Origin of the sequence: Streptomyces sp. NPDC055955 (assembly GCF_042270245.1) — a bacterium.
Classification (GTDB): Bacteria; Actinomycetota; Actinomycetes; order Streptomycetales; family Streptomycetaceae; genus Streptomyces.
Window position 1 is genome coordinate 228,956 of record NZ_JBHJYS010000013.1, and the last position, 24,066, is coordinate 253,021.

Genomic DNA, 24,066 nt, shown 5'->3' on the forward strand with positions numbered 1-24,066 from the left:
ACCGGGCGCCCAGCGACGTGCGCATGACCGCTCCGGACGCCGCGTGACGTGCGCCTCCACCGGATCGGGCCGGCACTGTCGGTGGGGCCGGTTAGCCTCGATGAGGTGACCACACGCCTCACCGATCCCGAGCAGCTCAAGGAGCTCCTCGGGATCCCGTTCACCCCGGAGCAGACGGCCTGCATCACCGCGCCGCCCGCCCCGCAGGTGATCGTGGCCGGAGCCGGCTCCGGCAAGACGACGGTCATGGCCGCCCGCGTCGTCTGGCTCGTCGGCACCGGCCAGGTGGCCCCGGAACAGGTCCTTGGCCTCACCTTCACCAACAAGGCCGCCGGCGAACTCGCCGAGCGCGTCCGCAAGGCACTGATCAAGGCAGGCGTCACCGACCCCGACGCCATCGACCCGGACAACCCCCCGGGCGAGCCCGTGATCTCCACGTACCACGCCTTCGCCGGCCGCCTCCTCACCGACCACGGCCTGCGCATCGGCCTCGAACCCACGGCACGCCTCCTCGCCGACGCGACCCGCTTCCAGCTCGCCGCCCGCGTCCTGCGCGAGGCCCCCGGCCCCTACCCGGCCCTCACGCGCTCCTTCGCCGACCTCGTCAGCGACCTCCTCACTCTCGACGGCGAGCTCGCCGAACACCTCGTGCGCCCCGACGAACTGCGCGCCTACGACACCCGCCTCCTGCACACCCTCGAAGGCCGCAAACTCACCAACACCGATCTGCGCAAGGTCCCCGAGGCAGCCGCCGCCCGCCTCGACCTCACCGGCCTCGTCACCCGGTACCGCGAAGCCAAGCGCGCCCGCGACCTCCTCGACTTCGGCGACCAGATCGCCCTCTCCGCCACCCTCGCCCGCACCCGCCCCGAGGTCGGGGCCATCCTCCGCGACGAGTTCCGCGTCGTCCTCCTCGACGAGTACCAGGACACCTCCGTCGCCCAGCGGATCCTTCTGGCCGGCCTCTTCGGAGCGGGCACCGGCCACCCCGTGACCGCCGTCGGCGACCCCTGCCAGGCGATCTACGGCTGGCGCGGCGCCTCGGTCGCCAACCTCGACGACTTCCCCGAACACTTCGCCGCCGCCGACGGCCGCCCCGCCACCCGCTTCTCCCTCAGCGAGAACCGCCGAAGCGGCGGCCGCCTCCTCGAACTCGCCAACGGCCTGGCCCAGCCGCTGCGCGCACTCCACGCGGGCGTGGAAGCTCTGCGCCCCGCCCCCGGCGCCGAACGCGACGGCGTCGTCCGCTGCGCCCTCCTGCGCACCCACGCCGAGGAGATCGACTGGCTCGGTGACTCCCTCGCCCACCTCGTACGCACCGGCACCGCCCCCGGCGAGATCGCCGTCCTGTGCCGCACCGCGACCGACTTCGCCGCCATCCAGGGCGCCCTCGTCGCACGCGACATCCCCGTAGAGGTCGTCGGCCTCTCCGGCCTGCTCCACCTCCCCGAGGTCGCCGACCTCGTCGCCGTCTGCGAAGTCCTCCAGGACCCCGGCGCCAACGCCTCACTGGTCCGCCTCCTGACCGGCCCGCGCTGGCGCATCGGCCCCCGCGACCTCGCCCTCCTCGGCCGCCGCGCCCGCCTCCTCGTCGCCCACGCGCGCGGGGGCGACGACGACCCCGACCGCCGCCTCGCCGAAGCCGTGGAGGGGATCGACCCCTCCGAAGTGATATCGCTCGCCGACGCCCTCGACACGTTCCTGGAAACCCCCCTCGACGAACCGGGCGACGACAGGCTGCCCTTCTCACCCGAGGCACGCGTACGCTTCGCGCGCCTCGCCACCGAGCTGCGCGACCTGCGCCGCTCACTCGCCGACCCGCTGATGGACGTTCTCCACCGCGTCCTCGCCGTCACCGGCCTCGAAGTCGAACTCGCCGCCTCACCGCACGCCCTGGCAGCCCGCCGCCGCGAAACCCTCTCCAACTTCCTCGACATCGCCGCCTCGTTCGCCGCGAACGACACCTCCGCGACCCTGCTCGCCTTCCTCGCCTTCCTGCGCACCGCCGCCCAGTACGAAAAGGGCCTCGACAACGCGCTGCCCGGCGGCGAGAACACCGTGAAGGTGCTCACCGCCCACAAGTCCAAGGGCCTTGAATGGGACGTCGTCGCCGTCCCCGGCCTCGTCACCGGGACGTTCCCCAGCGCCCAGGGCCGCGAGAAATGGACCGCCCAGAGCAAGGTCCTGCCGCACGAACTGCGCGGTGACGCCGCCACACTGCCCGACATCGAAGCGTGGGACTCCAAGGGCATGAAGGCCTTCCACGAAGAGATGAAGGAGCACCAGCGCACCGAGGAACTCCGCCTCGGCTACGTCACCTACACCCGCCCCCGCACCCTCCTCCTCGGCTCGGGCCACTGGTGGGGCCCCGCCCAGAAGCGCCCCCGCGGCCCCTCCGACTTCCTCCAGGCGCTGTACGACCACTGCGCCGCCGGACACGGGGAGATCGAGGCATGGGCCGACGAACCGGGGGAGGACGAGGAGAACCCCGCGCTCCAGGAGGCATCCGCCGAGCACGCGTGGCCACTCCCGCTCGACGACGAGGCCATGGCGCGCCGCCGCGCGGCCGCGGCCACGGTGCTGGCCCACCTCGAAAGCCCCGCCGACACCCACGCCGACGCCCACGAGATGGGCCACCCGGCCACGTACACCGACCCGGACTGGCCGGCCCCGCCGGACGAAGAGGCCCTTTACGAAGACGAGCCCTTCTACGAAGACGAGCCCCTCCACGGGGACGAGCCTCTTTATGAAGAGGGCGATCTCGTCAGCTCACCGGAAGACGGCCCCGGACCGGGCTGGGACGAGTGGGACGACTGGGACGCACTGCCCCGCGAACGCCCCACGCTCCCGCACCCGACCGGCACCCCCGCGCACGAGCAGCCCGCCGCCGATGCCCCGCACAACGACGGGCTCGCGCACCCGCACGCGCACGCGCACCCGGACGACGCCCGACCCACGCGCAGTGCCCCGCACCCGCGCGCGCACCACGCCCCGCGCACGCCCGCGGACGCGCACCCCCTGGGCGCCGTCCCGCACCCCACCACGCCCCCGGACGCCGACCGTCGCGCCCACCTCGACCCGGCACCCACCAGCGCCGCCTCGACCGTCCCCCCGGACCGCCACCGGCCAACCCCGGAGGAGACCCGCACACTCGCCTCCTGGGATCGCGACCTCGACGCCCTCACCGGCGAACTGCTGCGCTCCCGCCAAGCCGTCCGCGACGTCCCCCTCCCCACCACCCTCACCGCCTCCCAGCTCCTGCACCTCGCCGCCGACCCCGACGGCTTCGCCCAGGACCTGGCCCGCCCCATGCCCCGCCCACCCCAGCCGGCCGCCCGCCGCGGCACCCGCTTCCACGCCTGGATCGAATCCCGCTTCGAAGAGCTCCGCCTGCCCCTGCTCGACCCCGAGGAGCTCCCCGGCAGCGAAGCCGACATCGCCGACGAACGCGACCTGGAAGCCCTCAAGGAAGCCTTCGACCGCACGCCCTACGCCCACCGCACCCCCCACCGCGTCGAAACGCCCTTCCAGCTCGCCATCGCCGGCCGCGTCATCCGCGGCCGCATCGACGCCGTCTACAAAGAAGGCGAGGGCGACGACACCACGTACGAGATCGTCGACTGGAAGACCACCCGCGGACGCACCGCCGACCCCCTCCAGCTCGCCATCTACCGACTCGCCTGGGCCGAGCAGCACGGCCTCGCACCCGAGGCCGTCAAGGCGACGTTCGTCTACGTACGCGACGGCGAAACCGTCACCCCCCGCGGCCTCCCCGGACGCACCGAACTGGAACGCCTCCTCCTCGACGACCCCGCCCCCGGCCCCGGCGACCGCAGAGCACCGGAACCACCGCACGAGCACGCCCCGGCGGACGGATAGGCTCGGGACCATGAGCAAGCCCGTTGACAACGCCGTCAGCACCGTCCGTGCGTACATCGAGACCCACTACGACGCGTTCCTCCAGGACCTCGCCGAGTGGCTCCGCATCCCGTCCGTGTCGGCCCAGCCCGACCACGCACCCGACGTACGCCGCAGCGCCGACTGGCTTGCCGCGAAACTCCGCGAGACCGGCTTCCCGACCACCGAGATCTGGGAGACACCCGGCGCCCCCGCCGTCTTCGCCGACTGGCCCTGCGACGACCCGCACGCCCCCACCGTGCTCGTCTACGGGCACCACGACGTCCAGCCCGCGGCCCGCGAGGACGGCTGGAACACCGACCCCTTCGAACCCGTCGTCATCGGAAACCGCCTCCACGCGCGCGGAGCGGCCGACGACAAGGGACAGGTGTTCTTCCACACACTCGGCATCCGCGCCCACCTCGCCGCCACCGGCCGCACCACCCCCGCCGTCCACCTCAAGCTCCTCGTGGAAGGCGAAGAGGAATCCGGCTCCCCCCACTTCCGCGCCCTCGTCGAGCAGCACGGGGACCGCCTCACCGCAGACGCCGTGATCGTCTCCGACACCGGCATGTGGTCCGAGGACACCCCCACCGTCTGCACCGGCATGCGCGGCCTCGCCGACTGCGAGATCGAACTCCACGGCCCCGACCAGGACATCCACTCCGGATCCTTCGGCGGCGCCGTACCCAACCCGGCCACCGCCGCCGCCCGCCTCGTCGCAGCCCTCCACGACGACCACGCGCGCGTGGCCGTCCCCGGCTTCTACGACGGCATCACCCCCCTCACCGACCGCGAACGGGAACTCTTCGCCGAGCTCCCCTTCGACGAAGCCCAATGGCTGCGCACCGCCAAGTCGCACGCCACCCACGGAGAGGCCGGCCACACCACCCTCGAACGGATCTGGGCCCGCCCCACCGCCGAGGTCAACGGCATCGGAGGCGGCTACCAAGGCCCCGGCGGCAAAACCATCGTCCCCTCCTCAGCCACGCTGAAGCTGTCCTTCCGCCTCGTCGCCGGACAGGACCCCGACCACGTGGAAAAGGCCGTCACCCAGTGGGTCGCCCAACAGCTCCCCGCCGGCATCCGCCACACCATCACCTTCGGCGCCGCCACCCGCCCCTGCCTCACCCCCCTCGACCACCCCGCCCTCCAGTCCGTCGTCCGCGCCATGAACCTCGCCTTCGAGCAGAAGATCCGCTTCACGCGCGAAGGAGGCTCCGGCCCCGCCGCCGACCTCCAGGACGTCCTCGACGCACCCGTCCTCTTCCTCGGCATCTCCGTCCCCTCCGACGGCTGGCACGCACCCAACGAGAAAGTCGAACTCGACCTCCTCAAAAAGGGCGTCGAAACAGCCGCCCACCTGTGGGGCGACCTCGCGGAGAACTGGCGCGATGCACACTGAGCCACCCCACCCGCCGCACCCCGCACCCGCCCAGCCGAACCGTCCCGCCGAAACACCCATTCCATCGGGGGAGTTGGAAGCACCCGTGACCACCTGGACCGACCGCACAGCCGACCGTCCGCTCTCGCTCTCCGCGCCCAGCGGCATCGACCGCGCCGCACACCACCGCCTCGACGAAGCCTGGCTCGCCGCAGCCTGGAGCCACCCCACCACCCGCGTCTTCGTGGTCTCCGGCGGACAGGTCCTCATCGACGAGACGCCGGACGGCGCCACCGAACTGGTCATGACCCCGTCCTTCGAAGCGCCCCTCACCGAAGCCCACCGCTACTTCCTGGGCACCGACGACGACGGCGTCAGCTACTTCGCCCTCCAGAAGGACACCCTCCCCGGCCGCATCGACCAGTCCGCGCGCCCCGCCGGCCTGCGCGAAGCCGGACTCCTCCTGTCCCCCAGGGACGCCGGCCTCATGGTGCACGCCGTCGCCCTCGAGAACTGGCAGCGACTGCACCGCTTCTGCTCCCGCTGCGGCGAACGCACCGTCATCGCCGCCGCGGGCCACATCCGCCGCTGCCAGGCCTGCGGAGCCGAGCACTACCCCCGCACCGACCCCGCAGTGATCATGCTCGTCACGGACGACGAGGACCGCGCACTCCTCGGCCGCCAGGTCCACTGGCCCGAAGGCCGCTTCTCCACCCTCGCCGGCTTCGTCGAACCCGGAGAGTCCATCGAGCAGTCCGTACGCCGCGAAGTCTTCGAAGAAGCCGGAGTCGTCGTCGGCCCCGACGTCGAATACGTCGCCAGCCAGCCCTGGCCGTTCCCCTCCAGCCTCATGCTCGGCTTCATGGCCCGCGCCACCTCGTCCGAGATCAACGTCGACGGCGAAGAGATACACGAAGCCCGCTGGTTCTCCCGCGAAGACCTGCGCGCCGCATTCGAGTCCGGAGAGGTCATGCCCCCCTACGGAATCTCGATCGCGGCCCGCCTCATCGAACTCTGGTACGGCAAGCCCCTCCCCAAGCCCGGCGACGCCGTCTGACCCCCGCCCCGATCTCGTCCGACCGGCCGGACCGGGCACCCAACCCCGGTCGGGCCAGGCAGGGCATCCACAGGGACAGGCCGCAAGGCCGGCTCCACAGGACTGCCGAGCCCCAGAGCTCGAACGCGCCAACGCGAAGTGACCAGAAACGCAGAAGACCCCCGCCGAAGCAGGGGCCACTCTGAACGTACGGAGCAATCAGGCGACGCCGAGCGCCTGCTTGACCTGCGCCAGGCTCGGGTTCGTCATGACGACCTCGGCCCCACCGCTCGCCGGGACGATCTGAACGGTCGGAACCGTCTGGTTCCCGCCGTTCGCCTTCTCGACGAACGCCGCCGAATCCGGGTCGTGCTCGATGTTGACCTCGTTGTACTCGATGCCCTCGCGGTCCATCTGGCCCTTCAGCCGACGGCAGTAGCCGCACCACGTCGTGCTGTACATCGTCACAGTCCCCGGCATGTTCCTCATGCTCCTTCACGGCTCGGAATGCTTATTCGCACTGAGTCGAACGTAAGCGACCCGGCCACCATTCCCGACCCCGCCCGAGCCACCGCCCCCTCCCGCGCATGACGCCCGTCACACCCGCAGACGTGACACGCACCGCATTAGTACGACTGCACCCGCCCCCTGTGGACAACGCGACGCACCCGCCCCCACCGACCTGGCAGCATGGCGGGGTGACAGCAGCAACGCACTCCACCCTCTTCCCGCAGGTTCCGGACACGGCCGACGCGGTGCTCGACGGGCTCGACCCCGAACAGCGCGCCGTCGCCACCGCCCTGCACGGACCGGTGTGCGTCCTCGCCGGCGCGGGCACAGGCAAGACCCGCGCCATCACCCACCGCATCGCCTACGGCGTCCGCTCGGGCATCCTCCAGACCAACAGCATCCTCGCCGTCACCTTCACCAACCGCGCAGCAGGCGAAATGCGCGGACGCCTCCGCCACCTCGGCGCCGGCGGAGTCCAGGCCCGCACCTTCCACGCCGCGGCCCTGCGCCAGCTCCAGTTCTTCTGGCCCAAAGCAGTCGGCGGCGAACTGCCCCGCATCGTCGACCGCAAGATCCAACTCGTCGCCGACGCGGCCGCCGCCTGCCGCATCCGCCTCGAGCGCGGCGAGCTCCGCGACGTCACGGCCGAAATCGAGTGGTCCAAAGTCACCCAGACCGTCCCCGCCGACTACGCCGCGGCAGCCGCCAAAACCAGCCGCCTCACCCCCCGCGACAACGCCGAGACCGCCCAGATCTACGCGACCTACGAAACACTCAAGCGCGACCGCGCCCTCATCGACTTCGAAGACGTACTCCTGCTCACCGTCGGCATCCTCCAGGACCGCCAGGACATCGCCGAACAGGTCCGCTCCCAGTACCAGCACTTCGTGGTCGACGAATACCAGGACGTCAGCCCCCTCCAACAGCGACTCCTCGAACTCTGGCTCGGCGACCGCGACAACCTCTGCGTCGTCGGCGACGCCAGCCAGACCATCTACTCCTTCACCGGCGCCACCCCCGACCACCTCCTCAACTTCCGCACCCGCCACCCCGGCGCCACCGTCGTCAAGCTCGTCCGCGACTACCGCTCCACCCCCCAGGTCGTCCACCTCGCCAACACCCTCCTCTCCCACGCCCGAGGCCGCGCCGCCGAACACCGCCTCGAACTCATCTCCCAACGGGACCGAGGACCAGAACCGGCCTACACCGACTACGCCGACGAACCCACCGAAGCCGAAGGCACCGCCCGCCGCATCCGCGCCCTCATCGACAACGGCGTCTCCGCAGGCGAAATCGCGATCCTGTTCCGCACCAACGGACAGTCCGAGATCTACGAGCAAGCCCTCGCCGACGCCGGCATCCCCTACCAGCTCCGCGGCGCAGAACGCTTCTTCGAACGCGCGGAAGTACGCAAAGCCGGCCACGCCCTCCGCAGCGCCGCCCGCTTCGGAAACAACGACTCACTCCTCGACGACGCCGTCGACCTGCCCTCCCAGGTCCGCGCCGTCCTCTCCGGCGAAGGCTGGACCAGCCAGCCCCCCGACGGCTCCGGAGCCGTCCGCGAACGCTGGGAATCCCTCGCCGCCCTCGTACGCCTCGCCGAGGACTTCGCCCGCGCCAAACCCACCGCCACCCTCACCGACCTCGTCACCGAACTCGACGAACGCGCCGCCGCCCAGCACGCACCCACCGTCGAAGGCGTCACCCTCGCCTCGCTGCACGCCGCCAAGGGCCTCGAATGGGACGCCGTCTTCCTCGTCGGCCTCGCCGAAGGCATGATGCCGATCACGTACGCCAAGACCGACGAACAGATCGAGGAAGAACGCCGCCTCCTCTACGTCGGCGTCACCCGGGCCCGCCACCACCTCAGCCTGTCCTGGGCCCTCTCCCGCTCACCCGGCGGCCGCCCCAACCGCCGCCCCAGCCGCTTCCTCGACGGCATCCGGCCAGGCACCTCAGGAGCCACGGCCCGCAACACCAGCACCGGACAAGGCGGCATCGAACACGGCACACCGACGACCCCTCGCACCACCGCAGGACCCGTCCGACGCCGCACCGCCCGAACCGTCGCCCGCTGCCACGTCTGTGGACGCACCCTCACCGACGCCGGCGAGATGAAACTCATGCGTTGCGAGGACTGTCCCTCCGACATGGACGAGGGCCTCTACGAGCGACTCCGCGACTGGCGAGCCGACCAGGCACAACAGCTCGGACAGCCCGCCTTCTGCGTCTTCACAGACAAGACCCTCGTCGCCATCGCCGAAGCCATGCCCGAAGACGCGGCCCAACTCGCCCGCATCCCCGGCGTCGGCATGCGCAAGCTCAACCGGTTCGGCACCGACGTGCTCACCATCTGCGCAGGTGGGGCCCCAGATACGGGCGTTGGAGGAGTCGACGAGGGCGACTGATACAAACTCGTCGAAAAAATAGTTTGCGCATGCCCCAGCAATCCCCATAGGTTCTTAAGCACGGGAACAGCGCCTCTTCTCCGAGGCACTGGTTCCGTGCTGTACTAAAGCCGTCGGACCGGTCACACCGGTCCCAGAGACGCCGAGAGGAGGCGAATTCCAGTGATCAGCATCAACGCCAGCTTCATCAGCACCGCCAAAATGACCGATCGCTCGGTCGTCGCTTCCTGCCTGCTCGGTTTCTCGAACCTGGGCACCGGTGCGTCCGGCATCCCCGCCGCCCGTCCGGAGTCCTTCCTGTCTCTCGCCGGCCTTCCTGTCCGCGAGAGCAATGAGCGACCGACCAAGGCACCGGAAGCAGTAGCAACGGCACAGGCCCAGGCCTATGCCTTTGCGGCGGCCGGTGCCGGATCCCGGAAGCAGACGACGCACCACCACACGATGTGGGCCTTCCGTGGGCTCGAACCCTGGAGTGATCCAGCCTGATCTTCGATCAGGCCGGCGCCTTCAGGGCCGCGGAACCCCACCCGGGATCCGCGGCCCTTCTGTTTTGCCCGCACGGGACAACAGAACGAAGGGGCCTCGGGACAAGAAAAGACCCGGTACCACCGCCATCCGGCCCACAGGCCGGAACGACCAGACGAGGAAGACGACACCGTGCAACTCGAAGCGCACGCCCCGTCAGTACCGCCTTCAGACACTCTCCCCCCGCCCGGTCTCACGGAGGACCCCACCTTGAACCCCCTGACTACGCTCACCGCGCTCGACGACGCCATCGAGAACCTCGGCGTACCCGTCCCCTGCCGTGCCTACGACCCCGAGGTCTTCTTCGCGGAGTCGCCGGCGGACGTCGAGTACGCCAAGTCCCTCTGCCGTACCTGCCCGCTCGTCGAGGCCTGCCTCGCCGGCGCCAAGGAGCGGCGTGAGCCCTGGGGCGTCTGGGGCGGCGAGCTGTTCGTCCAGGGCGTCGTCGTAGCCCGGAAGCGGCCGCGTGGCCGCCCGCGCAAGAACCCGGTCGCGGCATGAACGCACGAGGAACGATCGACCGCCCCCTGACGCACGACCCCCAGAAGCAGGCCCCGATGAAGCCGTCCACCAGCGAGCCCACCGGCTCTGCGACCCCAGACTTCACCACCACCGACGCGAACGACTCGCGCCAGAACAGGACCCGAGAGATGCAACTCATCCCAGAAGCGCTGGCTCGTGCGCATATGCACGAGCAGCTGCGCTCCGCCGAGACCGAACGCCGCGCACTGCGCCTGGCAACGGCCCGTCGGATGCAGCGCCGCGCCGAGCGCGCATCACTGCGCGCCCGCCGCGCGCTCGCCATGGCGGTCATGCAGTGACCCACCCCGCGGGGGCCGATCCACAACGGACTGGCCCCCGCGGTGCGTTGCCTCACACCTCCGGAAGACGGAGATATCGTCACCACGTGACGTCTCATCCTGACGGCGACTCAGCGCAGCGACCCGAGCCCGAGACCGGCACCATCGTGTGCGCCCTCTGTGGCGCCACCGCCCGGGGCACCCCGCCGACCTGGACCTACTCAGTGGAGAACGGGACCGGCCGGCACTACTGCGACCGCTGTGCCCGAGAGAACCTGCGGGCTATTGAGGGGCGGCTCGATTCGGAGTGGTGGTGAGCTTCGGGGAGACATTCCTTGGGGGGCCTCCCCCCCCCCCCCTCCCCACCCCTCCCGCCCCCAATTTTGATCACGCCTCAGCAGCCGAGACGCCCTCGCTCGTCCCCGCGCTCGCGGCTGCCTCCGCGCTTATGCCCTCGACCGTGCTGACGGCCGTGTCTTCGGTCGTGCCGTGAGCCGTGGCGCCTGCAGTCTCGTCGACCGGCTCCTCGTCCACCGCCAGGAAGCCCGGTAGCCACCTCTCCAGTTCGTCCCGTAGCCGTACCGTCGCGCCGAGTTGGCACAGGACTCCGATGGTGCTCAGGGTCACGCGATGTATCAGGAGATAGGAGGGCGGCAGGTTCAGCTGCTTGCCGAGCTGGTGGGCGGGGGAGCGGAGGTCGGCGATGCGTGCGGCCTGGCTGCGCATCCAGCCGCGGGTGAAGGTGAACTCGTCGACCAGGGCCGGCTCGATGATCGGCAGCAGGTACTCGAGCACCGCGTCGGGTTCGAGGTCGATCGTCTCCTTGACGAAGCCCTCTGTGCGCAGAAGTTCGTAGACCGTTTCCGCTTCACCCGCCACGGTCATACGCAGCGAGGTGCCGATGGTTTCGGGGAGGCCGCCCGGGAGCCGGTCCACGGTGCCGAAGTCGAGGACTCCCAGCCGCCAGCCGTTCTCCTCGTCGGGCAGCAGTCGGAAGTTTCCCGGGTGCGGATCGGCGTGGAGCAGGCTGGTGCGGGCCGGTCCCGAGAACAGGAAGCGGGCGAGAAGCTGTCCCGCCCGATCCCGTTGCTCGTCGGTGCCGTCGATGATCACCTCGGAGAGCGGTGTTCCGTCTATCCACTCGGTGATGAGGACCTGGTCGCACTGGTGCACCACGTCGGGTACGTGCACATCGGGATCGTCGGCGAACTCTTCGGCACAGGCCCGCTGGGCCTGTGCCTCCAATGCGTAGTCGAGTTCCTCGGACACCCGGTCGCGCAGTTCCGCGATGAGCGGCTTGATGTCCATGCCGGGGATCAGGGGGCCGAGGAGGCGGGCGAAGCGGCCGAGCTGGTTCAGGTCGGAGAGCAGGGCCTCGCCGGCTCCCGGGTACTGCACCTTGACGGCGACCTCGCGGCCGTCGTGCCAGACGGCGCGGTGGACCTGCCCTATCGATGCGGCTGCCGCGGGCTTGTCCTCGAACTCCACGAAGTTTTCCAGCCAGTCGTCGCCGAGCCGTTCCGCGAGGACGGCGTGGACCGTTCTGGTGGGCATCGGGGGCGCGGCTTCCTGGAGTTTCGTCAGCGCGGCGCGGTACGGGCCCGCGACCTCCTCGGGGAGGGCGGATTCGAAGACGGACATGGCCTGCCCGAACTTCATGGCTCCGCCCTTGAGCTCTCCGAGAACCTTGAAGAGCTGGTCCGCCGTGCGCTGTTGCAGTTCTCGCCCGACGATCTCGGCCGACTTCCCGCCGATGCGTTTGCCGAGGCCCCAGGTCGCACGCCCGGCGAAGCCGAGTGGCAGCGCGGCCAGTTTGGCGGTACGGGTTACCGCCTTCCGGGGAAGATCAGACATACGCCCCTCCAAGTCCCAGCCTGCCGTGCCGCCAGTGGCGGTTACCCGGCCATTGTGTCGTGCTGCTCTCCGCCCTCGGAGGCCTGCTCCCCCTTACTTCTCCCACCTGCTCCGCATGCGCAGTCCGGATGCGCCCATACCGGGCGGGCGTGCCAGTCGAGTCCGGGAGCCGACGCCTCCCAGCGCGCGCCGGTGCTGGACGGCAGTTCGCCGTCGAGGAAGGCCAGTGCGTGTGCTGCCGTGAGTCCGGCGACGGCCGTGGCGAGCGCCAGGTCGCATGCGGGTACCTGGAGTTGACGTCCGGAACGCCATTGGGCGAGCAGCCGGGGCCAGGTCGGGTCGCGGTCCGTGCGGTCCAGTGAGAGGCAGCCGGCGCAGGCGGTGCCGCCGGGCAGTACCAAGGGGCCCACGACTCCGGTGGCCTCGACCACTCCGGCGTAGAGGTGGGGCGTGCCCGAGGCGATGAGTTCTTCGGCGGCCACAGGGTCGGGAGCGTGGGCGGACAGACCGTCGCGCGGGGCGATGATCACGAGAGACAGGGCCGGTTCCTCGGACGGGGGCAGGGCTTGGTTCTCCGAGGGGGAGGAGGGCCGGGCTCGGGGCGGGGGCGGGCCGGAGCGGCGGTCGGGGCGGGGTGGGCGGTCGGGTGCGGCCTTGCGTACGGCTCGGTTCGCGGCGGTGTCGCGGCGCTCTCCGACGGATTCGACGGGGAGCCCGCCCGGGGCGACGTCCCACGGTTCGACGCAGCCTCCGTCGCGCACGTCGACGTGGCCGACTCCGGCGGCGGACAGGACGGACGCGATGACCGTCCCGACGCGGCCGGTTCCCCGGACCTGGATCCGCATGCTGCGGCGGGCCGCCAATTTCTTTGCTCCCGCAGCTGGTTCCGGGGACAGGACGGTGAGGGCCGCGAGGTCGGGGCGAAGTCGGTCGAGGACTCCTTGGCGCTTGCGGAGCAGGTCGAATGCCGGGCCGCCGCCGGTGGCGTCGTCGATCAGTCCGGCCCTGGTCAGCCGATGGAGCAGGGCGTCGACATGACCGTCGGGCAGTCCCATCCGGCGGCCTTCGTCGCGCAGAAGGGCGACGCCGCGGGTTCCGTCGAGGAGGGTGAGGAAGGTGCCGGTCGCGGTGTCGACCGGGCCGAGTACGACGGCGTGAGCGGGTGCCACGCCGAATTGGACGGTGTTGAGGTCGCGCCAGCCGCGTCGCAGCGCCGGTTTCAGGATCGGGTGCATGGCTGTCGGATGCGTGGCTGTCGCCGGTGAAGTGCCCATCTGGTTCCCCCGTGATGTGCCTGTGTTCTCGTTCTGGTGGTCAAGTTGGTGACGTTGGTGCACCTGGTGAAGTTGGTGACGTGACCGGGGTCCGGAATTCGGGTGGTGGCTCGGTCGATTGCCAGGATGCACGGCGGGGGGAATCCGTGTGAAAAGTTATCCACAGGGGATGGGTGTTAGTCGTATAAATCGCGCGGGAGGGGCGCGAGGCCGCACCGAAGACTCCCGGAGGCGGGACTTCACCTATGTGCAGCGGGTACCGTCGGGGCGTGCCCGCCGACCCACTGCACCGTGCCACGAGCACGCAGCGCAGCACGACCAGTCCGCCGCCGAGCGGCCCGAGGGCGAGCGCGGTAGAGGTGCGCAGAAGCGCCCGGCGGCGCCGGACGGTCTCCGCGTATCGCGAGGGTGACCGGACCGTCGTCCTCATTCCGGCCCGTATGTCGGAGGCCGAGGAGAAGCGCTGGGTCAACGTCATGCTCGACAAGCTGGCCGCGCAGGAGAGCAAGCGGGTCCTGGGGGACGTGGAGCTCGCCGAGCGGGCGGAGCGGCTGTCCGAGCAGTGTTTCGAGGGCCGGGCCCGCCCCACGTCCGTGCGCTGGGTGACGAATCAGAACACGCGTTGGGGGTCGTGCACGCCCTCCGAGGGCAGCATCCGGCTGTCGCACCGGCTGCAGGGCATGCCGGAGTACGTCGTCGACTACGTACTCGTACACGAGTTGGCGCATCTACTGGTGCCGGGGCACGGGCCGCGGTTCTGGCGTCTCCTCGAGGCGTATCCGCGCACGGAGCGGGCGCGGGGCTATCTGGAGGGTGTCGTCGCGGCCGACCGTCTGCCGCACCTGCCGGCCGCTCGCGAAGAGTGACCGCAGAGGAATGACCGCAGGGAATGACCGCAGGGAATGACCACGGAGGGCTGAACGTCCGGGCCAGGCATGGACGTCCGTCGCCCCTTCGCTGATTCCGCCCGCCACGTGCCCGTTGTGTACCAGGGCTGTACCGACTGCCGCCGCTGTCAGCGTGAGCGGTTAGCCTGACGCGACGTATTCACCTTCGGGATGGGGGACGGTCGTTACGTATGGCCAGGGAATTCCAACGCGGCCACAAGGCCAGGATCAGTGACCTCACCGCGGGCACCGATCTGTACGTAGGTGTGCAGATCACGGGGCCCGGGCTGACCTTCGACATCAGCTGCTTCGGTCTTGATGCCGACGAACGGCTCTCGGACGACCGGTATTTCGTCTTCTTCAATCAGCCGAAATCGCCCGAGGAGTCGATTCAGCTTCTCGGTGCGCAGGCCGGCGACAGCGAGTCCTTCCGCGTCACCCTCGACAGGATCCCGGCGAGCATCCAGAAGCTCTCGTTCACCGCGACGATCGACGGTGCGGGACAGATGTCGCAGATCGCCCCCGGATACGTACGGATCGTCGCAGGCGGCGAAGAGGTCGCCCGCTATTCGTTCAACGGCACGGAGTTCTCGACCGAACGTGCCGTCATGCTGGGCGACTTCTACCTGAAGGACGTCTGGCGGTTCGCGGCCGTCGGGCAGGGGTTCGACGGTGGACTCGACGCGCTGCTGAAGAACTTCGGCGGTGAGGTCGCCGAGGAGGAGCCCGCCGCCGCGCCGCCGCAGCAGTCCGGTGCGCCGTCGTTCGCGCCGCCCACGCAGGCCACGGCGCCACCCGCGTTCGGCGCGCCCGCGCCCGCCCAGCAGGGCTACGCGCCCCCGCAGGGAGCCACGCCGCCGCCCGCGCCCGCCCCGGCCCCGCCGTCGGTGCACGCCGCGCCGACGATCATCGCGCCGCTGTCCACACCGCCCGGCACCATGCAGCCGCCGGCCGCGCCCACTCCGCACGCGCCGCCCATCGGACAGGTGCCCGGTCAGACCGCGCCCCCGCCCCCCGGGTACGGTCAGCCGACCGCGCCGCCCGGCTACGGACAGCAGCCCCAGGCGCCGACCCCGCCTCCCGGCTACGGTCAGCAGCCGCCGGGTCAGTTCCCCGGCCAGGCCGCTCCGTCGCCGTACGGAGCACCTCAGGGTGTGCCGCAAGGTGGAGGTGCTCCCGGTGTCGCCGCCGCGCTGTCGGCGTTCCGTGAGGCGCCCACCGGTCAGCGGTGGACCCTGCAGAACAAGAAGCTGATCCGCGTCGACCTCGGCGCCAGCGACCAGCCGGTGCTCGCCCGTCAGGGCAGCATGGTGCTCTACCAGGGCAAGGTCGAGTTCAGCTACAAGGGCGCGGGCTTCGCCGGCCGGATCGTGGGCAACGCGACCGGCCAGGAGATGCAGCTGATGCGCTGCACCGGCCGCGGCCAGGTCTTCCTCGCGGACGAGGCCACACATCTGCACCCCATCGAGCTCCAGGGCGACGCGATCTGCGTATCCGCGGAGAACGTGCTGGCGTTCGACGAGAGCCTCCAGCACGAGGTGCGCCGGATCGAGGGGCACGGCATTCCCGGCGGCGCCCTGTTCGTCATGCAGTTCCAGGGCACGGGCACGGTCGTCGTCAAGACGCACGGCACGCCCGTCGTGCTGCCCGTGACGCCGACGACGTTCGCCGACTGCAACGCGGTCGTCGCCTGGTCGGCCGCCGCGCAGGCGATCGTGTCCAGCCAGGTACGCATGCGCTACAACGCCTACCCGGGACACAGCGGGGAGAGCGTGAACCTCCAGTTCCGGGGTGCACCAGGGAACTTCATCGTCGTCCAGCCGTTCGAGGTCTGAGGGAGCCCGTCATGAACCAGCCGCTCGCGGGCTACGCCCCGACCCCGGTAGCCGCCCGCATGGAGAACCACGGCGCCAACATGCTCAAGGTCGCCATGCAGACCGGCAACGACCTTCTCGCGCGTGTGGGCTCGATGGTCGCCTACGAAGGGTTCGTCCAGTACGAGCCCAACCCGCCCGCCGTCCGCCAGATCGCCCGCGACTGGATCACCGGCGAGGGCGCGCCCCTGATGAAGGCCACCGGAGACGGCATCCTCTACCTCGCCGACTACGGGGCCGAGATCGTCGTCATCAACCTCGGTGGCGACTCGATCTCGGTGAACGGCACGAACCTGCTCGCCTTCGACGCGCACCTCCAGTGGGGCGTCGAGCGCGTCAAGGGCCTCGCCAAGTTCGCCGGCCAGGGCCTGTGGAACATCAAGATCTCCGGGCAGGGCCATGTCGCCCTCACGTCCCGGGGCACCCCCATCGTCGTCGACTGCGGCCGCGGTGAGGACGAGACGTACGTCGACCCGGACGCGCTGATCGCCTGGTCCCCGAACCTCAAGGTGAAGGGCAAGCGCAGCTTCAAGGCCGGCTCGCTCATCGGGCGCGGCAGCGGCGAGGCCTACCAGATGGGCTTCTCCGGGGAAGGCATCGTCGTCGTACAGCCCAGTGAGGACAGCACCGACCGCCTCCGAGTCCGGGGCTGAGGGGGAACGGAACACCATGCAGAGCCCGCTTTTCGCGCACTCCGAGCAGCAGACCCAGGAGCGCTACGCCGTTCAGAACCCGCAGATGCTGCGGGTCACCCTGGAAGGCCACGACGACATCCTCGCCCGCAAGGGCGCCATGGTCGCCTACCAGGGTCTTGTCGAGTTCGACGGTGAGATCCAGACCTCCGGTCAGCGGCGCGCCCGCGCCAACACCGGTGAGGGCCTGGACCTGATGCGCTGCCACGGGCAGGGCACCGTCTACCTCGCCAACCTCGCCCAGTACATCCACGTGGTGGAGGTCGAGCAGGACGGTCTGACCGTGGACAGCAGTTACGTCCTCGCGCTCGACTCCTCGCTCAGCCACCAGGTCGTCGCCGTCGACAGCCAGTACGGCATCTCCGGCTCCGGCAAGTACCAGCTCAACATCACCGGGCGTGGCAAGGTCGCCCTGATGACGTCGGGGCAGCCGCTGATGCTCCAGGTCACCCCCGACCGTTACGTCAACGCCGACGCGGACGCGGTCGTCGCCTGGTCCAACGGCCTGCGCGTGCAGATGCAGGCCCAGACGCACTCCTCCGGAGTGTGGCGGCGCCGCGGCAACACAGGTGAGGGCTGGGAGCTCAGCTTCATGGGCCAGGGCTACGCCCTCGTGCAGCCCAGCGAGCTGCTGCCCCCGCAGAACGCGGTGATCGGCCAGGGCCTCGGCGCCCAGTACGGCATGGGCCAGCAGGGCGCCCGCGGCCAGAACCAGGGCAACGTCTGGAGCTGACCCCGAAGGACGGCCATGAGCCATGTGTAAGGGGCGGCCACCGTGGTGGCCGCCCCTTACACATGCCCGCTCACAGTCGGGCGCGCGTCGCCTCCACCAGGCGCACGACGGACGCGTCCGCCACGTCCGCGACCTGGTCGTACGGGAACCAGCGCAGATCGAGCGACTCGTCACTGATGGCGGCCACCGCGTCGGCGGGGGCGAGGGCCGCGTACTGCGTGTCGAGATGCCACGTGCACGGTCCGGGGATGGGATGCCGGTCGAGCCGCACGGGGCCGCCCGGCAGGAGTGTGAGCCCAGGGATGCCGGACTCCTCGGTCGCCTCCCGCAGTGCGGCGGCGGCGAGCGTCAGGTCACCCGGCTCGCAGTGGCCGCCCATCTGCAGCCACATCTGGAGCTTCTTGTGCAGCGTCAGCAGCACCCGCCCGCGGGACGGGTCGACGACCAGCGCGCTCGCCGTCAGATGCCCGTCCGTGCAGGCCTTCCACATGCCGTCCTCGGGATGGGCCGAGAGGTGGTCCAGGTACGCCTGGCGCAGCTCCGGCTGGCCCTCGTAGGCCTTCAGTACGAGGACCGCGTCGTCGTGCAGCGTCACTTGCCCTCGTCGTCCTTGGAGTCCTGGGGACCGTCGCCCTCGGCGTCGTCCTCCTTGGAGAGGTTCGGCTTGTCCAGGCCGCCGCGCGCCGCCTCGCCGAGCATCTTGTCGATCTCGGAGAAGTCCAGGTGCTCGCGGTGCACGAAGCCGTCCGGGTCGTCGAGGTCCGAGGCCGTCGGCAGCATGTCCGGGTGCGCCCACAGGCCGTCGCGCCCGTCCACACCGCGCGCGTCCGTCAGCGAGGCCCACAGCCGCGAGGCGTCCCGCAGACGGCGCGGACGCAGCTCCAGGCCGATCAGCGTGGCGAACGTCTGCTCCGCGGGGCCACCGGTCGCCCGGCGGCGGCGCAGCGTCTCACGGAGCGCGTCGGCCGACGACAGGCGCGGCTTCGCGGCCGCGTGGACCACGGCGTCGACCCAGCCCTCGACGAGCGCGAGAGCGGTCTCCAGGCGGGCCAGGGCGGCCTTCTGCTCCGGGGTGTCCTCCGGCTGGAACATGCCCTGCTGAAGGGCCTCCTGCAGCTGCTCCGGGTTCTGCGGGTCGAGCTGACCGACCGCGTCCTCCAGCTTCGCCGTGTCGACCTTGATACCGCGCGCGTACCCCTCGACTGCGCCGAACAGGTGCGAGCGCAGCCACGGCACGTGCGAGAACAGCCGCTGGTGGGCGGCCTCGCGCAGCGCCAGGTAGAGCCGCACCTCCTCCTTGGGGATACCGAGGTCCTTGCCGAACGCCTCGATGTTCACCGGCAGGAGCGCGGCCTTGCCGGCCGGGCCGAGCGGCAGACCGATGTCGGTCGAGCCGACGACCTCGCCCGCGAGGACGCCCACGGCCTGCCCGATCTGCGAGCCGAACATGGCGCCGCCCATGGAGCGCATCATCCCGATGAGCGGGCCGGCCATGGCCTGCATCTCCTCGGGAAGGACGTCGCCCATGGCCAGGCCGACGCGCTCGGCGACCGGGTCGACGAGTTCCTTCCAGACCGGGAGGGTCGCCTCGACCCATTCGGCGCGGCTCCACGCCACCGCGGACCCGGCTCCCGACGGCAGCGACGTCGCGTCGTCGAGCCACAGGTCGGCGAGGCGCACGGCCTCCTCGACCTGCGAGCGCTCGGCGGGGCCGACACTCGCGTCCTTGGTGCCGTCGGCGGTGCCCTGGGAGACCGTCTGACGGGCGATGTCCTTGGCCATCTCCCAGTTCACCGGGCCGCCCTCGTACGAGAGCATCTGGCCGAGCTGCTGGAAGGCGGCTCCCAGGTCATTGGGGTTCAGGGAACCGAACATCGCGGCGAACGGGTTGTCCCCGCCGCCCGCGCCGGGCAGCCCTCCGAAACCGAAGGGGTTGGCAGGGCCCTGACCGCCACCGCCCTGCTGATCCTTCTTCTTGCCCTCGTCGCCGTCGTCCGGCTCCTCCGGCGGAAGGCCGAATCCGAATGGGGTGTCACTCACGGGATTCCTCGGCTGGTAAGGCCACCGGTTCTGTCCCGGCGGCGTTTGCCCGACTACACACCCAGCGTAGACACCGTGGCGCGATCGGGCCTCGGTGCTCCGCCGACTCATGGCCTGCGGCAGGATGGATGCCTCCTGGTACGTACGCGTCATACACGTACGTACTGAATACAACCGCTGGAGACGCCCGGTGAGTTCCCCAGATCCACAGGTTCGCGCAGCGCGAAACCCTTCGACCAGTTCCGGGGGGCGCGGCCCCGTCGTCGCGGTCACCGGCGCCGCCTCCGGCGTCGGGGCGCTCCTCGCCGAGCGCCTCGCCGCGTCCGACGAGATCAAGCAGGTCCTGGCCATCGACGAGCGGCGCGGCGAGTGCGCGTCCGCGACCTGGCACATCCTTGACGTGCGCGACCCGGCGATCGCCGAGAAGCTGCGCGGCGCGGACGTCGTCGTGCACCTCGCGCTCGACCTCGACCTGGAGACCGACCCCGCCGCCCGTACGGCGTACAACGTGCGCGGCACCCAGACGGTGCTCACCGCCGCGGCCGCGGCCGGCGTCCACCGTGTCGTCCTGTGCACCTCGGCGATGGTCTACGGAGCGCTCGAGGACAACGAACTGCCGCTCTCCGAGGACGCCGAACTGCGGGCGACCGCGGAGGCCACCGGCGTCGGTGACCTGCTGGAGGTCGAGCGGCTCGCCCGGCGGGCACCGCGGGCACACCCGGGACTCAATGTGACCGTGGTCCGCCCCGCCACCCTCGTCGGCGGCACCGACACCGCCCTGACCAGGTACTTCGAGTCGCCGCGGCTCCTCGTCGTGGCGGGCTCCCGGCCCGCCTGGCAGTTCTGCCACGTCGAGGACCTGTGCAGCGCTCTCGAGTACGCCGTCCTGGAGAAGGTCGAAGGGGAACTCGCCGTCGGCTGCGACGGCTGGCTGGAGCAGGAGGAGGTCGAGGAGCTCAGCGGGATCCGCCGCATGGAGCTGCCCTCGGCGGTCGCCCTGGGCGCCGCGGCCCGGCTTCACCGGATCGGGCTCACCCCGTCCCCCGCCGGCGACCTCGCGTACACGATGTACCCCTGGGTGGTCAGCGTGAGCCGGCTGCACGACGCGGGATGGCGCCCCCAGTGGACCAACGAGGAGGTCCTCGCCGAACTCCTCGAAGAGGTCGCCGGACGGCACACCGTCGCGGGCCGCCGCCTCGGACGCAAGGACGCGACCGCCGCCGGGGCGGCCGGAGCCACCGTCGCCCTGCTCGGCGCGGCCGCCGTCGTGCGCCGCGCCCGCAAGGCCAGGCGCAGGATCTGACGGCCGGCCCCGGCCCGTCCCGGCCGGTCCCCGGACGGGCTCTCCCCGGGCTTCCGGACCGGCTCTCCCTGTAGGAGGCTCCAACCCGCTACGCGCGCGTGCCGGTGGAAAGCGCTATTCCGTGCCGGTGGCCGCGTACGGCACGATGGCCTCATGGCACGCACCACGAACGACCACCCCGGAGAGCAGTCGGCGCAGGACCCCGTCCGGCTCATCGCGATCCGAGACACGCCCTTGTCCGTGGACGAGGTCTTCCGGGCCGTCGGGGAGGACGCGGCGGGCGGTACGGCCCTGTTCGTGGGGACGGTGCGCAATCACGACGGTGGCGCGGACGTCGACGCGCTCGGGTACTCGTGCCACCCCTCCGCCGAGGCCGAGATGCGGACCGTCGCGGAGAAGGTCGTCGCCCAGTTCCCGGTGCGCGCGCTCGCGGCCGTCCACCGGGTGGGCGATCTGGAGGTCGGCGATATCGCGGTCGTCGTCGCCGTGTCCTGTCCGCACCGCGGCGAGGCCTTCGAAGCCTGCCGCAAGCTGATCGACGACCTCAAGCACGAGGTGCCCATCTGGAAGCACCAGAAGTTCTCGGACGGCACCGAGGAGTGGGTCGGCGCCTGCTGACCCCCCCCGGGACCCTTGCCACGGCCACGGCCTTCGCCCACACGGGCGGTTCCGGTTGCGTAACCGCACCCCTGAGGCGAGCGTTGACGCAGCGGATGGTTAATCTGCTGATCAGTCAGTTGTAGTGGCTCATGGGGTCGGAGGTCCGGCATGGCGGCGCTTTTGTGGCTGCTCATTCCGCTTGTCGCAGCGGTCGGCGCCGGTTTGTGGGGCAGCTGGGCCGCACGGAACCGCAAGACCGGCGACGTGACGGAACTCAACGGGTACGCCCGCTTCCGCGAGGCGATGGAACGCACACACACCGGGACGGAAACGGATCCCCTGGCCCCGGCCGCCGACTCGATGCCCGGCGTCGAGTCCCGGACGGACGCCCCAGCGGTGCACTGACAGACCGGTCCCGTACTGTCGTTCCATGCCACGCCGCACCGCGACGATGCTCGCCTCGACCCTGATGCTGATCGCGCTGCTCTGCGCGGGAGTGCTCATCAAAGTTCCGTACGCGGAGATGACCCCGGGACCGACGGTCAACACGCTGGGGGCCCACGACGGCGAGCCGGTGCTCCAGATCTCCGGCCGCAAGACGTACCCGACGACCGGGCACCTCAACATGACGACGGTCCGGGTCACGAGCGCCGACTACAACATGAACCTCGTCTCGGCGGTCTACGGCTGGCTCGCGCACGACAGCATCGTCGTGCCGCACGCCACGCTCTACCCCGACGGCAAGACCGAGCAGCAGTCCTCGCAGGAGAACGCCGAGGAGTTCAGCCAGTCCCAGGAGAGCGCCAAGGTCGCCGCGCTGAACGAGCTGAAGATCCCCGTGAAGTCCTGGGTGATCGTCCAGTCGGTGATCAAGGGCAGCCCCTCCGAGGGACGGCTGCACGCCGGTGACGTGATCAAGGCCGTCGACGGAGCCGAGGTCGAGAAGCCGGCCGACGTGGCGAAGCTCGTCACCAAGCACAAGCCGGGCGAGGACGTCTCCTTCACGATCGTGCCCGTCAAGGACGCGGCCGCCGCCGAGAAGGAAGGCAAGCAGGCCACCCGCACGCGGAACGTCACGGTCACCACACAGAAGGCCAAGGACGGCCGCGCGATCGTCGGCATCCAGGCCGGCACCGATCACACGTTCCCGTTCGCCATCGACATCAAGCTCGCCGATGTCGGCGGCCCCAGCGCCGGACTGATGTTCGCGCTCGGCATCGTCGACAAGCTGACGCCCGAGGATCTCACCGGCGGCAAGTTCGTGGCCGGCACCGGCACCATCGACGACGACGGCAAGGTCGGCCCGATCGGCGGCATCCAGATGAAGACCGTCGGCGCCCGCGGCAAGGGCGCGCGCTACTTCCTGACCCCGAAGGACAACTGCGCCGAGGCGGCCAAGGACGTCCCGCGCGGACTCACCCTCGTCAAGGTCAACACCATCGACGACGCGATCGGCGCTCTCCAGGACATCCGCTCGGGCAACACCGCCGACCTGCCGAAATGCACGGTCAAGGGGTGACACGAAGTTCATGAAGGGGGGCGCCGCACACCGTGCGGCGCCCCCCTTCTCGTGTCGTGAGGGTGTTACTCCGCGAACGTCGCAGCGAGGGCCTCGGCCAGGCCCGGGACCAGGTCCGACCCGGTGAGGACCTCGGCGGGGGAGTCCTTCTCGCGCAGGCGCAGCGCCGACTCGCGCGCACCGTCACGCAGCACGGCGACCGTCATCCGGACCTCCTGACGGCCCGGGTGCTTCGCCACCCACTGGGCGAGCTCGGCCTCACCTAGGCCCTTCGGGACGGACGCCTCCGCGGACGGCGGCAGCATCAGCCGCTCCACCGTCAGAGCGCAGCCGACCACGGGGTCGGGCCAGGCGATGGTGCCGAGGAACTCGTCGAGCGGCTTGTCGGCGGGCACCTCGTCCTGCTCGATCGGGGTGAAGGCCGCGGCCTCCTGCTCGCCGTCCAGGCCGAGCTGGGCCGCGAGGCCGGGTTCCTGGGCCCGCAGGCGGGCGGTGTCGACGAGGGCGAAGAGGCGGGCGGGCTGGTCCCAGCCGAGGCCGGAGGCGTACTCGTCGATCTCGAGTACGGCCCGGGTGAGCGGGCTGGCTGCCATGGGAGTGTTGGACATGGTCACAATCCTGCCTCGTTAATACCCGGATCCGGGAACTGAGTAAAGCGTGAGTAAGTTGCATAGGTGATGGGTCCGCGATCACGGGGGCCTGACCGATCGATTTCGAACTTTTCGAGGTG

At 70.6% G+C, this 24,066-nt stretch carries 22 protein-coding genes; 16 read left to right on the top strand and 6 right to left on the bottom strand.

All coding sequences use genetic code 11. The features are described 5' to 3' along the window. The first annotated feature begins 105 nt into the window (after nucleotides 1-105). The 3 genes from ACFC96_RS26140 (at nucleotide 106) to nudC (ending at nucleotide 6,338) form a co-directional block, all read left to right on the top strand. Complete coding sequence (locus tag ACFC96_RS26140) at nucleotides 106-3,879, top strand: UvrD-helicase domain-containing protein (RefSeq protein WP_376614373.1); 3,774 nt, start codon at nucleotides 106-108, stop codon at nucleotides 3,877-3,879. A 10-nt stretch (nucleotides 3,880-3,889) separates the two neighbouring features. Then, complete coding sequence (locus tag ACFC96_RS26145) at nucleotides 3,890-5,302, top strand: dipeptidase (RefSeq protein WP_376257965.1); 1,413 nt, start codon at nucleotides 3,890-3,892, stop codon at nucleotides 5,300-5,302. Between the two features lie 85 nt (nucleotides 5,303-5,387). Continuing rightward, on the top strand, nucleotides 5,388-6,338 hold the full coding sequence (gene nudC, locus ACFC96_RS26150) for an NAD(+) diphosphatase (protein WP_165914633.1): 951 nt from the start codon (nucleotides 5,388-5,390) through the stop codon (nucleotides 6,336-6,338). A gap of 198 nt (nucleotides 6,339-6,536) precedes the next feature. Here the strand turns inward: nudC and ACFC96_RS26155 are convergent, their stop codons facing one another. Then, on the bottom strand, nucleotides 6,537-6,797 hold the full coding sequence (locus ACFC96_RS26155; RefSeq protein ID WP_376614375.1) for a mycoredoxin: 261 nt from the start codon (nucleotides 6,795-6,797) through the stop codon (nucleotides 6,537-6,539). Between the two features lie 218 nt (nucleotides 6,798-7,015). On the opposite strand from ACFC96_RS26155, the gene ACFC96_RS26160 reads away from it, so the two are divergent. The 5 genes from ACFC96_RS26160 (at nucleotide 7,016) to ACFC96_RS26180 (ending at nucleotide 10,877) form a co-directional block, all read left to right on the top strand. Continuing rightward, nucleotides 7,016-9,235 (top strand): ATP-dependent DNA helicase UvrD2, encoded by a 2,220-nt coding sequence (locus ACFC96_RS26160; protein WP_376614377.1) that lies wholly within the window; start codon nucleotides 7,016-7,018, stop codon nucleotides 9,233-9,235. A 162-nt stretch (nucleotides 9,236-9,397) separates the two neighbouring features. Next, nucleotides 9,398-9,721 carry a hypothetical protein gene (locus tag ACFC96_RS26165; protein ID WP_376257970.1) on the top strand — a complete coding sequence of 108 codons (324 nt, stop codon included), beginning with the start codon at nucleotides 9,398-9,400 and terminating at the stop codon, nucleotides 9,719-9,721. 171 nt (nucleotides 9,722-9,892) lie between these two features. Continuing rightward, nucleotides 9,893-10,261 (top strand): WhiB family transcriptional regulator, encoded by a 369-nt coding sequence (locus tag ACFC96_RS26170; RefSeq protein ID WP_116510238.1) that lies wholly within the window; start codon nucleotides 9,893-9,895, stop codon nucleotides 10,259-10,261. Further along, nucleotides 10,258-10,581: a hypothetical protein gene (locus ACFC96_RS26175; protein ID WP_376257972.1), complete on the top strand. Its 324-nt coding sequence runs from the start codon at nucleotides 10,258-10,260 to the stop codon at nucleotides 10,579-10,581. Before ACFC96_RS26170 ends, ACFC96_RS26175 begins: the two co-directional genes overlap by 4 nt. Nucleotides 10,582-10,667: 86 nt before the next feature. Continuing rightward, nucleotides 10,668-10,877, top strand: coding sequence for a hypothetical protein (locus ACFC96_RS26180; RefSeq protein WP_376257974.1), 210 nt, complete (start codon nucleotides 10,668-10,670; stop codon nucleotides 10,875-10,877). A gap of 70 nt (nucleotides 10,878-10,947) precedes the next feature. Here ACFC96_RS26180 and ACFC96_RS26185 read toward each other — a convergent pair whose 3' ends face one another. Both ACFC96_RS26185 and ACFC96_RS26190 read right to left on the bottom strand, forming a co-directional pair. After that, nucleotides 10,948-12,414, bottom strand: a complete 1,467-nt coding sequence (locus ACFC96_RS26185; protein ID WP_376614379.1) for an ABC1 kinase family protein — start codon at nucleotides 12,412-12,414, stop codon at nucleotides 10,948-10,950. A 41-nt stretch (nucleotides 12,415-12,455) separates the two neighbouring features. Next, nucleotides 12,456-13,649: a ThiF family adenylyltransferase gene (locus ACFC96_RS26190; protein ID WP_376257978.1), complete on the bottom strand. Its 1,194-nt coding sequence runs from the start codon at nucleotides 13,647-13,649 to the stop codon at nucleotides 12,456-12,458. A gap of 308 nt (nucleotides 13,650-13,957) precedes the next feature. Between ACFC96_RS26190 and ACFC96_RS26195 the strand changes: the two genes are divergently transcribed. The 4 genes from ACFC96_RS26195 to ACFC96_RS26210 all read left to right on the top strand — a co-directional run bounded on the left by ACFC96_RS26195 (nucleotide 13,958) and on the right by ACFC96_RS26210 (nucleotide 17,874). Further along, nucleotides 13,958-14,554, top strand: coding sequence for a M48 family metallopeptidase (locus ACFC96_RS26195; protein ID WP_376257980.1), 597 nt, complete (start codon nucleotides 13,958-13,960; stop codon nucleotides 14,552-14,554). A gap of 212 nt (nucleotides 14,555-14,766) precedes the next feature. Continuing rightward, the gene (locus ACFC96_RS26200) at nucleotides 14,767-16,410 is read left to right on the top strand and encodes a TerD family protein (RefSeq protein ID WP_376257981.1); all 1,644 of its coding nucleotides are present in this window, start codon (nucleotides 14,767-14,769) and stop codon (nucleotides 16,408-16,410) included. A gap of 11 nt (nucleotides 16,411-16,421) precedes the next feature. Then, nucleotides 16,422-17,102 carry an AIM24 family protein gene (locus ACFC96_RS26205; RefSeq protein WP_376257982.1) on the top strand — a complete coding sequence of 227 codons (681 nt, stop codon included), beginning with the start codon at nucleotides 16,422-16,424 and terminating at the stop codon, nucleotides 17,100-17,102. A gap of 16 nt (nucleotides 17,103-17,118) precedes the next feature. Beyond that, the gene (locus ACFC96_RS26210; protein ID WP_376257984.1) at nucleotides 17,119-17,874 is read left to right on the top strand and encodes an AIM24 family protein; all 756 of its coding nucleotides are present in this window, start codon (nucleotides 17,119-17,121) and stop codon (nucleotides 17,872-17,874) included. 70 nt (nucleotides 17,875-17,944) lie between these two features. On the opposite strand, the gene ACFC96_RS26215 is transcribed toward ACFC96_RS26210, so the two are convergent. After that, nucleotides 17,945-18,469 (bottom strand): NUDIX hydrolase, encoded by a 525-nt coding sequence (locus ACFC96_RS26215; protein WP_376614381.1) that lies wholly within the window; start codon nucleotides 18,467-18,469, stop codon nucleotides 17,945-17,947. Further along, nucleotides 18,466-19,914, bottom strand: coding sequence for a zinc-dependent metalloprotease (locus ACFC96_RS26220; RefSeq protein WP_376257988.1), 1,449 nt, complete (start codon nucleotides 19,912-19,914; stop codon nucleotides 18,466-18,468). Before ACFC96_RS26220 ends, ACFC96_RS26215 begins: the two co-directional genes overlap by 4 nt. Nucleotides 19,915-20,104: 190 nt before the next feature. On the opposite strand from ACFC96_RS26220, the gene ACFC96_RS26225 reads away from it, so the two are divergent. The 4 genes from ACFC96_RS26225 to ACFC96_RS26240 all read left to right on the top strand — a co-directional run bounded on the left by ACFC96_RS26225 (nucleotide 20,105) and on the right by ACFC96_RS26240 (nucleotide 23,336). Continuing rightward, the gene (locus ACFC96_RS26225; RefSeq protein ID WP_376257990.1) at nucleotides 20,105-21,217 is read left to right on the top strand and encodes an SDR family oxidoreductase; all 1,113 of its coding nucleotides are present in this window, start codon (nucleotides 20,105-20,107) and stop codon (nucleotides 21,215-21,217) included. A 153-nt stretch (nucleotides 21,218-21,370) separates the two neighbouring features. Next, complete coding sequence (locus ACFC96_RS26230; protein WP_376614382.1) at nucleotides 21,371-21,835, top strand: molybdenum cofactor biosynthesis protein MoaE; 465 nt, start codon at nucleotides 21,371-21,373, stop codon at nucleotides 21,833-21,835. A gap of 150 nt (nucleotides 21,836-21,985) precedes the next feature. Next, nucleotides 21,986-22,222 carry a hypothetical protein gene (locus tag ACFC96_RS26235; protein ID WP_376258332.1) on the top strand — a complete coding sequence of 79 codons (237 nt, stop codon included), beginning with the start codon at nucleotides 21,986-21,988 and terminating at the stop codon, nucleotides 22,220-22,222. A gap of 25 nt (nucleotides 22,223-22,247) precedes the next feature. Then, nucleotides 22,248-23,336 carry a PDZ domain-containing protein gene (locus ACFC96_RS26240; RefSeq protein ID WP_376614384.1) on the top strand — a complete coding sequence of 363 codons (1,089 nt, stop codon included), beginning with the start codon at nucleotides 22,248-22,250 and terminating at the stop codon, nucleotides 23,334-23,336. A gap of 65 nt (nucleotides 23,337-23,401) precedes the next feature. On the opposite strand, the gene ACFC96_RS26245 is transcribed toward ACFC96_RS26240, so the two are convergent. Further along, nucleotides 23,402-23,944 (bottom strand): PPA1309 family protein, encoded by a 543-nt coding sequence (locus ACFC96_RS26245; RefSeq protein ID WP_376614386.1) that lies wholly within the window; start codon nucleotides 23,942-23,944, stop codon nucleotides 23,402-23,404. Nucleotides 23,945-24,066 lie beyond the last annotated feature (122 nt).

Excerpts from the sequence above, each read along its gene's own strand:
- ACFC96_RS26235 (WP_376258332.1), top strand. The coding sequence starts at position 21,986 with ATGGCGGCGCTTTTGTGGCTGCTCATTCCGCTTGTCGCAGCGGTCGGC.
- ACFC96_RS26175 (WP_376257972.1), top strand. The coding sequence starts at position 10,258 with ATGAACGCACGAGGAACGATCGACCGCCCCCTGACGCACGACCCCCAG.
- ACFC96_RS26200 (WP_376257981.1), top strand. The coding sequence starts at position 14,767 with ATGGCCAGGGAATTCCAACGCGGCCACAAGGCCAGGATCAGTGACCTC.
- ACFC96_RS26210 (WP_376257984.1), top strand. The coding sequence starts at position 17,119 with ATGCAGAGCCCGCTTTTCGCGCACTCCGAGCAGCAGACCCAGGAGCGC.
- ACFC96_RS26245 (WP_376614386.1), bottom strand. The coding sequence starts at position 23,944 with ATGTCCAACACTCCCATGGCAGCCAGCCCGCTCACCCGGGCCGTACTC.
- ACFC96_RS26185 (WP_376614379.1), bottom strand. The coding sequence starts at position 12,414 with ATGTCTGATCTTCCCCGGAAGGCGGTAACCCGTACCGCCAAACTGGCC.
- ACFC96_RS26145 (WP_376257965.1), top strand. The coding sequence starts at position 3,890 with ATGAGCAAGCCCGTTGACAACGCCGTCAGCACCGTCCGTGCGTACATC.
- ACFC96_RS26190 (WP_376257978.1), bottom strand. The coding sequence starts at position 13,649 with ATGCACCCGATCCTGAAACCGGCGCTGCGACGCGGCTGGCGCGACCTC.
- ACFC96_RS26205 (WP_376257982.1), top strand. The coding sequence starts at position 16,422 with ATGAACCAGCCGCTCGCGGGCTACGCCCCGACCCCGGTAGCCGCCCGC.
- ACFC96_RS26240 (WP_376614384.1), top strand. The coding sequence starts at position 22,248 with ATGCCACGCCGCACCGCGACGATGCTCGCCTCGACCCTGATGCTGATC.
- ACFC96_RS26230 (WP_376614382.1), top strand. The coding sequence starts at position 21,371 with ATGGCACGCACCACGAACGACCACCCCGGAGAGCAGTCGGCGCAGGAC.
- ACFC96_RS26155 (WP_376614375.1), bottom strand. The coding sequence starts at position 6,797 with ATGCCGGGGACTGTGACGATGTACAGCACGACGTGGTGCGGCTACTGC.